This window comes from Candidatus Moraniibacteriota bacterium (assembly GCA_016699795.1).
Classification (GTDB): domain Bacteria; phylum Patescibacteriota; class Minisyncoccia; order Moranbacterales.
On record CP065011.1, the window covers coordinates 150962 to 166496 of the forward strand.

Below are 15535 nucleotides of genomic sequence, written 5' to 3' on the forward strand. Positions count from 1 at the left end.
TTTTTCTCTCCCACATTATTATTTACTTTAGGCCCCGCATGCAGCACCATTCATCGTTCCTTGAGACTCTCCTCCTCCATTAGCTGCAGCTTCTTTCTCTTCAGCTTTAGCTTTTTCAACAACTTCCTTTGTCATCTTTGCGTAATCATATGATTGAACATTCTTTTCGATCATATAATCCTCATACCCCATAGTAACGCGACTCGATATATTCTCTTTCACTATAACACCCACTACTATACCTAGAATCAAAAGAACAAAAAATTCAGCCTTTCCATGTTTGGAAAATAAACTTTGCGTTCTTTCCATATCATTTTTCTCTTTTTCTTCCATATTTCTTTATAATAATCAATTATGGTTTATAATAATATCATTCGTGAAAAAATAGTGCAAGGAAAATTTCAAACTTTATAATATTCTTTGTACCACAATACAAAATTTTTAATACCCTCTTCGATTCGAGTTGTTGGAGACCATCCAAGAGAACGAAGTTTTGAAATATCCGCAACTGTTTGAGGCACGTCCCCCGGCTGTATAGGAAGCATATTTTTCTTAGCTTCCTTCCCTATATTTAATTCAATTGTTTCTATAAATCTTAATAATGTTTCTTCTTTATCTCCCCCAATATTCATAACTTCACACTTTTGATTAGCATCCAAGACAACAATAGTTCCCGAGACAATATCATCGACATACGTAAAATTGCGAGACATTTTTCCGAAATTATAGACATCGATGGGAAGTCCTTCGAAAATATTTTTTACAAACAAGAACAATGCCATATCTGGACGTCCCCATGGTCCATACACAGTAAAATAACGAAGTCCTGTAGTCGGAATTCCGTATAAATGACTATAGGTATATGCCAAAAGTTCTGTTGCTTTTTTTGTCGCAGCATAGGGAGATATAGGATGATCTACAAAATCAGTTTCTGAAAAAGGAACTTTCGTGTTATTTCCATACACAGAAGAAGATGATGCGTATACAAAATTTTTCACAGCATATTTTCTTCCCATTTCAAGAAGAAGCATTGTTCCCTTTATATTAACATCTTCATAGAGAAGTGGATTCTTGAGAGAATTTCTCACCCCCGCCATAGCAGCTAAATGCACCACCTTATCAATTCCTTCTTTAGAAAATATTTTTTCAAGAAGTTTTTCATCCCGAATATCTCCTTCATACAAAGTATATTCCCTTCCTTTCAAAAGAGATGTTAAACGATCCCTTTTAAGTTTTGGTTCATAATAATCATTGAAATTATCAATAATAACCACATCGTCACCTCTGTCTCGAAGAACTTGCGCGACCTTCGATCCAATAAATCCCGCTCCTCCAGTAATAAGTACCTTCATACATTTCTTTTTTATTATTTACATCGACTCAAAATAATGAATATAATCTCTCGCCACAGAGGAAGATAGTGTTGTATATCTTTCAAGTGCCGTCTTTTTCGCTTCTCGCCCTACATGATAACGCAATTTTCTATCTTCGACGAGATCTGAAATATATTCTTCCCATTCCTCTTCATTTTCAGCAACGAATCCATCTTTTTTATGTTCTATAGCCTCTCGAAATGTTTGTGTAGAACTTGCAATCGTTGGAATATTCACAATTCCTGCCTCAAAAAATTTTAACTCAGATTTTCCTTCGCAGAAAGGATTCCCTTTTTCTAATGGAGCTATGTTAATATCTATTTGGGATATATTTTCAAAATGTTTTTTTCGAGAAGCAAAAGGAAGTCGATCTATTCTTTCAGAAAAAGGAAAAAATTCATCACCCAAAAGCAAAGGTCCTGCGATAACCAAACGAACAAAAGGATATTTTTTTAATATCCGAATCATTACCGGAGCGATAGAATTAAAATCCTTATCATGGCTTTTGGATCCAGAAAAATATCCTACATATACAAAAGAATCCTTTTTCAAATTCTTCTTTTTCTTTTTTAAAATTGAATGTGCCCAATTAAGGTCTTTCTGAGAAAGCATATTAGGAACGATAAAAACTTTTTTTCCTTTCTCTTGAAGTTTTTTGGCTAGAAAACTTGTTGTTGTTGTAGCTATTTGGACATAAGAATCTTTAAGAAGCTCCGCACCAACACCTGTTTCATATTGTTTTCTTTCAAGACTATTCATATTTTTTAAAACATCCATATGTTTAAGATATTCTTCATCAAAAACAAGATCGTCTGTTTCAAAAATGAGCGTCTTTCCTAGTGCTTTACTCTGCTCCACTATATTCTGAATCTCTGGTGTATACATCACTCGATGAAATACAAACACCTCAAACGCATGCACGTATCGAGAAAGAAAAGGCCGTCCTTGAACCGTTACACATGCCTTTATAGCATTATTTTTTAAAAACTCTGCTACATTTTTCGTTCGATACCTTGCACTATCTCCCATTCCTCCAGAAATAAACAATATTCGACCAGATCCAACAGGTTTTATAATCGCCCATACCCCCACACATATCCTTTTTAAAGCAACGAAAAAACCATCATTTTTCACAGCAGAGAGAGCTTTTCCAAGTTTTATACAAAAAAGATTCATACATCTCCATTATTAGCCCTGACCGAAAATAGCTATTATTACCCCGATAATTGCTGTAAGTAAGGTAAAAATCCAGGCACGCATAGTAACTTTCGGCTCTGGCCAACCTTTTGCTTCAAAGTGATGATGGAGAGGTGCAGCAAGAAAAACTTTTCTGTGAAAGAATTTTTTGGAAGTAAGTTGTACGATCACACTTCCTGATTCTAAAACATAAATAAAAACAATAACAAGAAGAACAATGGCCGAATTCGTTAGCATAGCAACGGTTCCCAAAGCAACCCCCAAAGACATTGCCCCAGTATCTCCCATAAAAAACCTCGCGGGATACACATTGAACCACAAAAAGGCCAAAAGCGCTCCCGATACAGCGGCGCAAAAAGCTGCGAGATCTATTCTATTTTGCGAATAAGCGATTGCTGAAAAAGCACTAAATGCCATAAGAAGAACACCCGCATTAAGTCCATCAAGTCCGTCTGTCTCATTGGATGATATAGCACAAAAAAGAACAATAAACATAAATAAAGGAATATACCACCAACCAATAGTAAAATCCCCCACTGCGGGAACATGTATTTCATCCCACCCAAGTTTTTCATAAAACCACCAAGCACCTCCACCAGAAATAGCGATAAGCCAATAAAAACGAAGAAGGAACCTCATTCCTCCTCCTTTATTTTTTCCAATGCCACGAACACTCATATAATCATCCAGCAAACCCAAAAGACCCCCTGAAACAAGCGCAAAAAGAGGCAACCAGACTTGAGATCGACTCAAAAAATCCAATCTTGCTACAAAATGAGAATCCCACCACAAAGCAATCCATGGAAATAAATAATGACTAGAAAAAGCCAAAATGAGAATTGAAAACCAAATAATAACACCTCCCATAGTCGGCGTTCCTTCTTTTCCTTTATGAAGAGCGCTTACGTACGTAAGAGTCTCGCCTTGAACAGAATTCTTTTTTATTTTTATCCCTATTTTTTTCTTATACAAAAAACCAGCCCAAAATGGAGTAACGATAAAAGCTATAATAAAAGCAAGAACTCCTGTGAAAAGAACTTTCAGAACATTAACAACTTCTGGAATATCTGATATATGCGCTATTTCCATAAAAATAAATTAAAAAAATATTTATTTCCATTCATAAGAAATAAAAGCCCAAGAAAACATATCTTTAATGGTATCCCATCGATAAGGATCGTCAAGAACCACGGCTACAATTTTATGTTTTCCTGTAGCATCTTCAGCAACCGCCATCAATGAATATCCAGCCTTAGGCGTGAAACCAGTCTTCGTTCCCAAAAGTCCAGAATACTCTCCCAAAAGAGCGTTTGTATTTAATAATTGATGAGAATATTTTCCATCCAGAGAAGAAATAACAAGTCCTGAAGGAAGGTTCATAAATTTTCGAATTTCTTCATAACTAAAAACTTTTGCAACAATTCTTGCTATATCATAAGCACTTGAATAGCAATCTTTTCCATCAATTTCTAAACCAGACGGAGTACAAAAATTAGAATCCCAAAGACCCAATTCTTTTGCGCGTGCATTCATTCGGAGAGCAAAGGCATCCACACTTCCATCAATATGAATACCTAGAGAAGTAGCAGCATCGTTTGCGCTATTCATAAGCATTGCTTTCATAAGATTGCGAACTGTTATTTTTTCTCCTACTTGCAATCGTGTATCTATACAATATCCAGATCGAGGACATCCAATTACAGTCCCTTCGACAGAACGCATTTCTTGCGTAATAGTAACAACATCATCAAGGTTTTTTATATTCTCCATAACAAGAAGTGCTGTCATCATTTTCGTAAGAGATGCAATTTCTCGCCGTTCTTTGCCCGCAGAATAATGAAGAATTGTTCCTGAATCCACATCAAGAATAACGGAAGCATGCGCAGTAGGAAACGCTGTTTCTGAATAATTTTTTTTCAAACTCGGCGTAATTTTTTCCCAAGCCACCAATTTTTCCACAGAAACAGAAGAATATCCCAATCCTTTTTTTTCTTCATCTTTTATAAATGCCCCTAAAACATTACCTGATGTCACCGATATATTGTATTCAGATTCTTCTTCTTTCCCTATCGCGAGAAGAAAAGGATGAGCCACATCCCAAACAAAAAAAGTCGAAAGTGTTATCGAAAAAATGAAAAAAAGTAATGTTGTTATTATTGTAGGTCTATGCATCTCCATCTCCATCTCGAATTAAACGAGGATCCTTCTGAAGCTCCTCATAATCCGGGAGTTGTTTAAGTGAAGTAAGTCCGACACTCTCAAGAAAAAGCGATGTGGGTCCATAAAAAAAGACTCGGTTATTCTGGGGATGATCGACTTTTTGTATAAGACCTCGTACCAAAAGATTTCTCAATGCAAATGTACAATTCGCCCCCCGAATATACTCAATTTCTTGTCTGGAAACAGGTGCTCGATATGCTACTATAGACAAAACTTCCAAGAGTGAAGATGAGAGAGGTGTCTCCACATCTTTCTTCATTAATTTTTCTACAAGAGGAGCATTCTTCGCTTTTGTTACCAACACCAGAGTATCATCTTTTTCAATCAAGGACAAACCACTTTCTGCACGACTACAACGCATTTCCAAATTCTCTAATATTTCTTCCAAATCCTCTTGTGTAACATCGATTAATTTCATCAATTTTTTCTTAGAAATAGGATCTCCAGAAATAAAAAGAATACTTTCTAAAGCACTTACCAACCGATTGCAATTCTGTTCATCCATATTTTTATACTATCATTTCTTTTTTTCCAAAAAAATATCCCCAAAACATTCTTCCTGTCGAGCTATTATAATTTGAGTGCGAGAAAGCTCCAAAACAGCAAGAAAAGAAACAGCTACCTCTTCAACCTTTGCAGAATCCCCTATAAGTTTAGAAAATGTTCCTGTAAGACGTCTCCCCACAAGCGTGCGGATATGTCGGATTTTTTCTTCCAAACTTATCACTTGACGGATCACTTTTTTCTTCAAAATTTTAGGATCAGGTATTCGAGAAAGTGTTTTTTTAAATAACTCATAAAATTCTTGAGGAAAAAGAGTGTATTTTTGATTCTTTTTTGGCAAGAAAAAACTTTCAGTTTGCAAATATGCCTCTCTTCGAAATAACGTATTTTTGGAGGTATAAAGTTCGAAAATAAGTTCACTTGCCTCTTTGAAACGTTTGTATTCTTTCAATTGAAATTCTAATTCGTAAGCATCTTCTTCTTTTTCAGTTTCTTCTTCCAAAACAGGAAGAAGTGCTCGAGATTTTATAACAAGAAGTTTTGCTGCAACCACAAGAAAGTCTGCCAGAAAATCCAAAGAAATATTTTTGGACGTTTCTATATACCGAACAAACTGATCGGTAACCAAAGAAAGACTAACTTGAGTAATGTCTAATTTTCTTCGTTCTATCATCTCCAAAAGTACATCCATTGGGCCTTCAAACTGTTGTGTTTTCACTATGTACATAAAAATCAGTCCTTAAATGCGTAGTTATCTCGAAGTGAAAAAGCTGGATATAGAGCTAAAATTATAAAGATAAATGCAAGCCAAAATACATAAGAAATACTTCCAAAAATAAGAAAAAAGGATGAGGTAATTGCAACTACCACATACCCCAAAGATCCCGCCGTTCGAAATAAGCTTATAAGTCCCACAGCATCCCCGTCAATTTTTTTGTAGAAATACGAATCACGAAGCACTTCCAGAAGAGCTGCGCCAATCCTTCCAAAAATAAGAACCAAGCCCCAAATAAAAATAGAATTTGTTGTAATAAAAGGCATGCAAAAAACTCCAATTCCCATAATAATAAGAGCTACCACTATAAGTTCTTTCTCTCCGAACCATCGATCAGCGATATAGCCAATAGGATATTGCAAAAAAACAAAAGGTAGCAATGCCAAAGAAAGAATGATACCAATATCAGTCAAAGCTAAGCCCAAAGAAGTTAAATAAAGAGGTGTGAAGATTATTAATACGGCATAAAAAACTTCAAGAGTAAATGCCAACCAATAAATAAAGAAAAGATCTTGATTTTTTCGTGCTTCGTGAAAAAATTTTCTAAAAACAATTTTTTGGGAGGTCCTTTGATTATTTTTCGAAAGTGCGAACACACTAAGAATAAGAAAGAGAGAGAAAAGTATTACGGTAAAAGAATACAGTGTTTGATATCCATAAGCATCAATAACGGCCGTAGAAAATACTGGTCCCAGAAGAAGTCCTGCGTTCATACAAGCAAGAAATATACCCCGAATCCTCCCCGATCGAGAATCAACAGAAAATCCTTCCAAAATAGAATCTAAATTTGTCCACAAAACTTTCCCCAAAAAAAGGGAAAAAATAAGAAAAATTGAAGGAAGTGGCGCTGGACTAAACAAAGACAATCCCAGAGAAACTAAAATTTCGAGAAAAAGCAAGAAAAATAAAACGGTTGATTTTCCAAATACATACACTATGCGATCAAAGAAGAGTAATTCACAAAAACTCAACAAATAAACGAAAAGATATATCAATCCAACATTTTCAGTATTCCATGCTTGGGAAAAATAAGATGATGCTGTGTACATTATCAACGACCCACATAAGCCCAAGAAAAAAGACATCCCAAATAAAAGTCTGATTTTTCCTCCATTAAAAACTTCATTCTTTTTCAAAACCATATAAGGTCTTTTATTTTTCAGGAATAATTTCTCGAACATATTCCACAAGCTCGCTTGGAGTTATGTGAGTTTTAAGAAAAAATCCCTGAATTCCCAATTCTCGAACCTCTTCTTCTTGTTTATCCAATATAGATGCTGACATAACAATAATAGGAAGATCGTATGTTTCTTTATTTTTTCGTATCAAACTAACAAGTTCATTTCCTGGCATTTCAGGCAAAAGAATATCTGTTATAACAAGATCAGGTTTGTTTTGATTTATTAAATCCAAAGCCTCTCTTCCGGATGTGCATACCGTCAAGCGAAATCCCTCTTTACGAAGTCTTTCTGAAAATAAATCAACAAAAACCTCTTCATCTTCAACAAATAATATATATCTTCCTTTTTCTTCTTCAACCTCCACAACTTCTTCTTTTATCTCCGATTTTTCTTTCAATGAAGCTTCTTTCTCTTTCAAAGCATCCATTCTCTCTTCATCAGAAAAATGTAATGTTCGGTTTTTTCTTCGCTCACGAATTTCTCGAAGATACCGTTCTATTTCTTTAAGAAATTCAGAAGGATTAAATTGTGATTTTGATATAAATCCGGATGCCCCATATCGAAAAGCGGATTCTTGATTCTCGGTATCATTTAAATTACTAAAAATAACAATCGGCGAAGGAAGTGGGAGAGCGCCTTCATTGGAGATTTCTTTCAAAATAGTTATTCCGTCAAGACCAGGGAGTACAAGATCCAAAAGAACAAGGTCATATGAGCCAAGACGAATTTTCTTTTCTGCTTGATTTCCATCAGCCGCCAACTCAACTTTATAACCTACTTGTTCCAGTTTTTTTTGGTAAATTTCTGAAATCATCTCATCATCTTCTACGAGTAAAATCTTTTCCATATTTTTTTACATTATTATTCCAGGAAATCCTGTTCTTTATTTTTTTCTTCCGGTTTAAAATCTAGAGGTAAAGTTATAGTAAATATCGTTCCTTTACCTTCCCCCTCTGAAACAAATGTTATCTTCCCTTTATGTGCGAGTATTATTTTCTTTCCCACATAAAGACCGAGCCCTGTACCACTTGCATGAAGCCGGCCCGTATCTTTTCCTCGACAGAATTTTTCAAAAAGATTTGGGCTATCCTCTGGAAGAATGCCTATTCCGGAATCTTGTATAGCAATCACAATTTTTCCAGAATCTTCAAAAATGGAAATTCGAACAAATCCTTTCTTTGTATATTTTATAGCATTATCGATGAGATTCCACAAAACTTCTCGGATCTTAGCTTCATCTACAAGTATCTGGGGGAGTTTTTCTTCTGGAAGTTTTAGAGTAAATTCCAAACCAGCATCTCGAGCCCTTATTCGAAGCATCTCAAAAACACTTTCCACAACATCATCTAATTGACAAGGTGCAAAAGTATATTCGAATTTTCCCGATTCAATACGAGAGATATTCAAAAGATCCTCCACTAATTGAATAAGGCGATCATTGGAAAGATATACTTTATTGAGAGCATTTCGGACAGAAGCTTCCACACTTCCATACGATCCCTCCAAAATAAGAGAAACAAAACCCTTTATAGCAGTAAGTGGGGTCCTTAACTGATGAGAAGCGATAGAAATAAATTCTGATTTTACTCGATCAAGCTGTTTGAGTCGATCATTCGCAAGAAGTAATTTATCCGCCATCTTTTGGAGCTCTTCCTTTCGCTGGATATTTCTCTTCGTTGAACCAATAAGCATAAATCCTGCAATGCTAATCAGAATAAGAGAAATAGCTGTTAAAACCATATTAATTCGATTCTGTATAAAAAAGAATTGTGAGCCAATAAGAAAAATAATTGTCCACACCAAAATCTGAATACCTAATAATTTTATATTCATGATATTAAATTTCACAATCGCATACGCAAGAAACCCAATAAAAACAGGCATTCCAAAAAGACCATACAATTCATATGAATATCCAACTGTTGCCTCTAAATAACCTTTTTCTATAACATAATTAGATAACATATTAGCAAATAGAAACATAGCAAGAAAAAGATTTAAACCTATAGCCACCGTTCGAACTTTTCTTTTTTCTTCTTCCTTAGCTTTTTTATATTCTCGAAAAGAAAAAATAAGAATAATCGAAAAAATTATTATTTTTAAATAATCAACATAATCCTTAAATAAAACCTCCTCGACAGGAACACATTCATTACCATCAAAATAAACAAGATTATAGGGAGTTCCTAAATAAAATATAATAGGAACAAGGAAAAGAAAACCTATTATTTTAAAGAGAAAGGGAATATCCCTTTCATAAATAAAAACATAAAAAAAATAAAAACCTAACATAAAAATGAGAGCATCTGTCAGAGATCCAATGGACCAAAAAAACATATACATTCTACTGTCATAGCTCGTCCAAAGAATGATATTCATAGCTAGGAACAAAGAAAAAACCAAACACAAAGAAAAAAATATTTTACTTATTAAAGATTTTCCTCCTTTAAAATAAACCAGCAAACCTATGAATAAGGAAATAATTGCTGTGGGTATATGAGAGTAATACACAAGGCCCAAAGAAACAGATTCTTTCACAAGCATCGCACATTGTTCTATGTTGGAAACAAAATCAAATGTCATATTTTTTATTTTCTAATAAACGTTGAGCCACTTCTTTCATTTTACCAGAATATCCACACCAAAACAATTCATTTTCATCTGGTATGACTACCATAGGAACAATGAGGGGTTTTATACCAAAAGTTTGAATAATTTCTTGGAAACTAGGAATAAATCTTTTCTGTGTAAATTCAACCTCAGCGCCCTCAATAAGATAATTTTCAAAGAGTATTCCATGCGTAAGAAATAATGCCAAATACTGAGAATAGTATTCTCCTATTACTCTATGTTCATTAAACCAATCCGAAAACTCCACAATAGAACTCAAATCAAAATTGGGTATTGATTCTGTAAGCATCGCGTGATGAAAATCTTTTAAACTCATTCCATTTAGAGTATTCACATCTTTTATACAAAGACCCTCATAAAAATTGAAATCCACAATCCTCTTGGCCGATATTATTTTTTCATATTTTTTATTTTTATTTTCTTCGAAAAAATAAAGTTTACAAAGACAATACTTTGTTTGATTTTTTGCTACGAATTTTCCCGCGAGGTATTCCAGATAGAGAGGAGAAAGACCTGAATGTGTTACCATGTCATAAAAAAAATGAAACTCATAATTAGGACTCATAATTTCTCTAGAGATAACAGCTCGTGGAGATTCTCCCATACCAAGAGGAAAGTCATTTCCCAAAAATTTTTCCACCCTTTTTCGTAAATCTTTATCTTGCCACCTTTTTTTTATTTCATATTTGGCTTCAGATAATTTGGTGTACACATTTAATTCGGAAAAATCTTTCATATATATTTACATTATTTAAAATACCTATTTATAGGATTGTTATCAATCTTCATTTTCCATTGCAATTTCCAAATTTTCACTGCAAATTCGATGAAAATTTAAAAATTTCATTTACAAAAAGAAATTAGCAACAATTCCTTTATACCATAAATTAAAAAAGGAATCTCATTGTATAAAGATTCCTTTAAAAGAAAATACTCGCTGAGTATTTTGTTAATTCCAAAAGAAAAAACTGTCGAGTAGTCCAGTATGCCGTACCAATGACCGAACTACCCAAGAAAACAAGCCAGTCTTTCTTGGAAAAAATCAAGGATCTTCTCGTGCCATTACTTGTTCGCAAATAAGCAACAGCAAAAAATGAATCCTGGAAAATACTCAGACTGAGAAAGGTGATAATCCTTCTCCAAGAAGAGAATTTTTCAGAGAAAATACTCAGGATTTTTCTTAAAAATCCAGTCTCTCCGACAAATACCACTCTGAAGTAAAAGGCTATTATTATTTTTCTTATAAACCTTTCCACCAAATCTAGACCCGTCCAATCGAGTTCAGTCATTGCGTGGAAATGAATGAGGATCCTATTTATAATGATAGCCCCTACCATAAGCCAGATCCAGCCATGAATAGGTCCCAGCCATTCAATTACCACTAGCCATAGTGGATAATTGTAAAGCCAATTAATGACAGCAAGGGTTGAGAGTCCCGCTCCAATTTGAACGATTCTTTCTCTATATTTGGAGAGAATATTCACTTTAGCACCTCCTTTTTTTGAATAAGAACTTGCTCTATAATAACAGAAATCAAAGAAAAAGTCAAGAAAAAAAAGTATTCGTCAAGGCTCTAGACTAGAAGAATTTTTTCTAATAGCCTAGAGCTATATTTAATTAAGATTTGATAAATTTAGCAAAAGACTTATTAATAATCTATAGTAGTCCAAGTGACTCTGTCACCAATTTTAATATAGAATTCTTTGTACCCCTCAGAGTACCGGACGGTACCCAATTCAGGTAAAGAATGGATGGAACTGCCCGCATAAAGGACCCAGTCTTTGTCGTCTTGTGTCATCATTCTGTTTGAGAATTTTGCTTCAAACTTCTCTTCGCTATTGATGAATATTTTAAATCTCTGACCTTCTTTAAATCTTGGTGTTTCACCCATCATCTTGAGAAGGCCAAAATTATCAATATGGACAATTGTTCCTGTGCTGATATCAAGGCTGATTAATTGCTCAGCATCAAATGGTTTACCGAAGCTATTTAATGGTTCTCCTGCAACTAATTTCGCAACATTTGGTGCATGTACATATTTACCACCGAAAGAGACAAAACCTGGGTCATGTACTTCATACAATGTTTTGTATCCAAAATCTTTTAATACCCAACTTAATGCACCCGTGTTAGCGCTAAAAAACTTAATTCCATTATTAAGTTCTCCATATATTCGCGCTGAGCGATGTTTTTGAGGGTTAATTACCACTGAAAAAACAGTGTCTTCGAAGTAGTAATCAGCCATAAGCCTTGTCAAAAAAGCAGCATTTATAAGTGAGAATTCTGCAACACACACAAGTTCAACCTCGACATCTTTAACTCCAAGTTTAAAACATTCGTTTAAAACAATTCGACGCATTTCATTAAAAGCAACATCTTTGCAGTCGGTGATAATTACTACATTTTTCTTATTCATATACAGTTATATTAAAAATCTCGTGAAATAAAATCATATCTTATCTGCTTATTCCTGTCTCTGAAATATATATCCATATTAATCACTCCGGATTCATCAGTAAGATAGAAATCAAGAATAATGTACTCCCCAAGTGCTGGAGCCATATAGGACGAAAACGTCTTAATTCCAAATATATCATCAATAATATGCATCATTATCTCAAAGTGTGACACTGCCAATACTTGTCTGAAAGATTCACCCGCAGTAATTCTGCGCAAAACAAGATCTGAAATGAATTTATAAAAGCGTAGACGCCTATTTGCGTGAGTCTCGACAATGTGCGAGCTTTTATGATATAGCTCACGATTCTCGTAATGCTCCCTCGCCACATCGTCAAGTGTAAGTCCAAGATCCTTTTCACGAGTCAAAAAGGTCTGTAGATCTGCATAGTCACTTGAGCGAATCTCTTGTACCTCAAAATACTCATCGCTAGGCAAACCGGCACCTTTAACGATAAATTCAAGCGTGCCTCGCGCCCGCGCCTTAGGGGAATGCAATAGGTCAACTCTTGATTTTGCGTCAATAATACCCTGTTCAACCAAATCTTCACCAAGATGAATTGCTCGCTCAACACCCTCGGGTGTCAAATCGTGTCCTATGTCTTTGTAATACGGTGCCTCGTGTCTTATGAGCACTAATCAAAATAGTTTATTACTCATATATCAGATTTTATTTGCTCAAACAACTCCCAAAACGTACTCTGATTAAAATGCTCACGCTCGGCAATAACTGATATTTTTGAATTAGGCAATTTTTGATGTAGGTATATTGCATTTCTTTCCGTGCACACTGGGTCGTTGTCCGAATACCAAACAAAAATATTTTTACATTTGTCCGCAATAGTATGAACTGCGGAATAATCAAATGTAAATGTTCCGGTACTCTCGTTAAAATCTTTTGGTTGAAAATCGTCAGACACAAATGGGGCAATGAGGTGTAAATTTTGTATTACGATTTCGTTCTCAACTAGATACTTAAGAATAAAGGTAGTACCTAGAGAGTGGGCCACAATATCAATGTTTCTATTTTTATATTTTTCTATATATTTTTCAAACACGATTTTCCAAATAGAGTACTGTGCATGATCAACACCAGGCATTTTAACCTTCGCCACGTCAAAGACATTTTCAAATGACCAAAGTAACCAATCCATCCAGTATTTATCTGTATGCACATACTCTATATCAAAACTTTGATAATATTTTTGCATTTGCAAATCATCGCAAAATGAATTTCCACCACTGATACCAAGTAATACTTTTTTCATACTCTATATTATTGTTAATACGCTATGATAATATTTTCTGAACAAATTCAGGACCAAAACCAGAGGAAATACTTTTCTCTTTTGCATTTCCAAGCAATTTCGACGACCAATCAACAGACCCCCCTCCAGCAACAAGCACCGGACTATCATCATCTTTTTTGACAAAGATATTAAAACAGAGATCATTGTAATAGCCTAATCCGCCTTTTCTGTTTAGTTCAATTACGAAATTAACCTCTGGAGAAAATGATCGCATGGAATCTAGCAAGGTCTTCTCTTTGTAAGCAATGTTTCTTACTGCATCTTGTATGCCGTATTTTTCTAAGTGATTTGTGGGAACTTCAGAAATAGAATACACCTCGTAAGGAAGATCGATATGATAATTCTTAAAAAGATCCCACTCGTCATTTAAAACATTTTTATTTATTTCCTCTCTAGGAACAGATATGTAGGATGCTAATAAGGGGCTAGTATCATTTCCTAGTTACAGTGTAAAAAAGTATATTTTTTTCCTATTTATCTTCATTTTTCTCTTTCATTCATTTTTCATTAGGATTAGAACATTCTTCTTTCTGAGAAGATTCCTCTTCCTGACAAAAAAGTACTTCACAATCCTTTTCTTCCATCTCACATTTTATTTCTTCATCGCAAGATTCTACTGAGTCATCTTCACAAGAAGGAAATGCGTATGCCTTTTTGTTTATAAGTTTATAATATTGAAGTTCTCTACCGTCTTCACTCAAAATACAATTTTCTTCTCCTTCTTCACATTCATAGACAAAACAACTCTCCAAAGAAGGATCGCATGGCAAATGCATTTGAATAGTATAATCTTTTAAAAGTATATATTTCGTATATGTTGCGCCCAAAGAAATAGCAACACCCACAAGAAAAACGATGAGAAGTATTTTTGATTTTTTATCCACAAGATATAGAGTTACATTTTATATTCTCTCTTTAAGATTGTACCACTTTGTATTATTTTTTCAAAAAATTTTCATTATTCTTCATTTTTTTCTCCCGAAGGAAAATCTCCTCTTTTTTTACAAAGGCCATATCCAATCATGCTGTAGCATAACTGAGCTGCGACATATTCAGTTCGGACATCATCTTCAAAAGGAGCTATCTCTACAATATCAGCCGATACAACTTCTTTTTTCAGAAATAAATGTTTTAAAAATTGAGAACAAAATTCCCATGTTAATCCCCCAGGAACGGGAGTTCCTGTGGCTGGCGCAACCGCCGGATCTAATCCATCAATATCTAATGTGAGATACACTTTTTCTGTAGGGATAGCATTTACAATATCTTCAACGGAATAATTCATTCCTGTCCCCCACTCAAAAATCAAAGATTTAGATTCTCTTGCAAAAAGTATTTCGCTCTTTGCATACGTTCGGATCCCTATTTGCACGGTTGGAAAACCCAATTCCACACCCCTTCTCATAACACAAGCGTGTGAAAATCTCCCAGGATTTACCTCATTAAAAGAAGAATCATCATCATACATATCCAAATGTGCATCGATTTGAACCAAAGATATTTCATTACTTTCTTTGAAAAAATCAGCTAGCCCTTGGAAAACTCCTATAGAAATAGAATGTTCCCCTCCCAATGTAATGATAAACTTTCCAGAGGAGAAGTGATGAAGCCATCGCTCACGAACAGTCTGGATCATTTTTTCAGGAAGTTCCGAATGAATAGAAAGAAGAGAATCATCATGAAAAATCGAAAATTCTTTGGCTGTTTCCAGAAGAAGAAAACGATCAAATAATTCCACTTTTTCTTCTAAGCAATGAACGATTTTCATGGGTCCTTTATCTTGTCCTTTTCGAAAAGAAGAAGAATAGTCATAAGGAACACTTAAAACAACAGCATCACAAGATTTTTCATCAATGACATCCAAAATAGATTCTACCATAAAAAATC

General features: G+C 34.5%; 18 protein-coding genes. All 18 read right to left on the bottom strand.

Going from position 1 to position 15535, the window contains the following annotated elements; genetic code table 11:
* Positions 1-27: 27 nt before the first annotated feature.
* Entirely contained in the window at positions 28-333 is a 306-nt protein-coding gene (locus IPN70_00730; protein ID QQS61447.1) for a hypothetical protein, read from the bottom strand.
* Positions 334-401: 68 nt separating this feature from the next.
* Complete coding sequence (locus IPN70_00735; protein ID QQS61448.1) at positions 402-1352, bottom strand: GDP-mannose 4,6-dehydratase; 951 nt, start codon at positions 1350-1352, stop codon at positions 402-404.
* 18 nt (positions 1353-1370) lie between these two features.
* Positions 1371-2549: a glycosyltransferase gene (locus tag IPN70_00740; protein QQS61449.1), complete on the bottom strand. Its 1179-nt coding sequence runs from the start codon at positions 2547-2549 to the stop codon at positions 1371-1373.
* Between the two features lie 12 nt (positions 2550-2561).
* A complete protein-coding gene (mraY, locus tag IPN70_00745; GenBank protein ID QQS61450.1) occupies positions 2562-3659 on the bottom strand; it encodes a phospho-N-acetylmuramoyl-pentapeptide-transferase in 1098 nt (365 codons plus the stop codon).
* Between the two features lie 21 nt (positions 3660-3680).
* Complete coding sequence (locus IPN70_00750; GenBank protein QQS61451.1) at positions 3681-4742, bottom strand: D-alanyl-D-alanine carboxypeptidase; 1062 nt, start codon at positions 4740-4742, stop codon at positions 3681-3683.
* Positions 4735-5295 (bottom strand): SMC-Scp complex subunit ScpB, encoded by a 561-nt coding sequence (gene scpB / locus IPN70_00755; GenBank protein ID QQS61452.1) that lies wholly within the window; start codon positions 5293-5295, stop codon positions 4735-4737. The genes IPN70_00750 and scpB overlap by 8 nt, the downstream gene beginning before the upstream one ends.
* 12 nt (positions 5296-5307) lie before the next feature.
* Positions 5308-6021 (bottom strand): segregation/condensation protein A, encoded by a 714-nt coding sequence (locus tag IPN70_00760; GenBank protein QQS61453.1) that lies wholly within the window; start codon positions 6019-6021, stop codon positions 5308-5310.
* 5 nt (positions 6022-6026) lie between these two features.
* Complete coding sequence (locus IPN70_00765) at positions 6027-7250, bottom strand: MFS transporter (GenBank protein ID QQS61454.1); 1224 nt, start codon at positions 7248-7250, stop codon at positions 6027-6029.
* Positions 7222-8097, bottom strand: a complete 876-nt coding sequence (locus IPN70_00770) for a response regulator (GenBank protein QQS61455.1) — start codon at positions 8095-8097, stop codon at positions 7222-7224. Before IPN70_00770 ends, IPN70_00765 begins: the two co-directional genes overlap by 29 nt.
* Positions 8098-8111: 14 nt before the next feature.
* The gene (locus tag IPN70_00775; GenBank protein QQS61456.1) at positions 8112-9833 is read right to left on the bottom strand and encodes a HAMP domain-containing histidine kinase; all 1722 of its coding nucleotides are present in this window, start codon (positions 9831-9833) and stop codon (positions 8112-8114) included.
* Entirely contained in the window at positions 9823-10617 is a 795-nt protein-coding gene (locus IPN70_00780) for a hypothetical protein (GenBank protein QQS61457.1), read from the bottom strand. The genes IPN70_00775 and IPN70_00780 overlap by 11 nt, the downstream gene beginning before the upstream one ends.
* A gap of 184 nt (positions 10618-10801) precedes the next feature.
* On the bottom strand, positions 10802-11365 hold the full coding sequence (locus tag IPN70_00785) for a hypothetical protein (GenBank protein QQS61458.1): 564 nt from the start codon (positions 11363-11365) through the stop codon (positions 10802-10804).
* A gap of 164 nt (positions 11366-11529) precedes the next feature.
* Positions 11530-12297, bottom strand: a complete 768-nt coding sequence (locus tag IPN70_00790; GenBank protein ID QQS61459.1) for an SAM-dependent chlorinase/fluorinase — start codon at positions 12295-12297, stop codon at positions 11530-11532.
* Positions 12298-12308: 11 nt separating this feature from the next.
* Complete coding sequence (locus IPN70_00795; GenBank protein ID QQS61460.1) at positions 12309-12926, bottom strand: phosphoglycerate mutase family protein; 618 nt, start codon at positions 12924-12926, stop codon at positions 12309-12311.
* A gap of 68 nt (positions 12927-12994) precedes the next feature.
* Positions 12995-13606 (bottom strand): alpha/beta hydrolase, encoded by a 612-nt coding sequence (locus tag IPN70_00800; GenBank protein QQS61461.1) that lies wholly within the window; start codon positions 13604-13606, stop codon positions 12995-12997.
* Between the two features lie 22 nt (positions 13607-13628).
* A complete protein-coding gene (locus tag IPN70_00805; GenBank protein QQS61462.1) occupies positions 13629-13862 on the bottom strand; it encodes a hypothetical protein in 234 nt (77 codons plus the stop codon).
* Between the two features lie 283 nt (positions 13863-14145).
* Positions 14146-14532, bottom strand: a complete 387-nt coding sequence (locus IPN70_00810) for a hypothetical protein (GenBank protein QQS61463.1) — start codon at positions 14530-14532, stop codon at positions 14146-14148.
* Positions 14533-14606: 74 nt separating this feature from the next.
* A complete protein-coding gene (speB, locus tag IPN70_00815; protein ID QQS61464.1) occupies positions 14607-15527 on the bottom strand; it encodes an agmatinase in 921 nt (306 codons plus the stop codon).
* Positions 15528-15535: the final 8 nt, after the last annotated feature.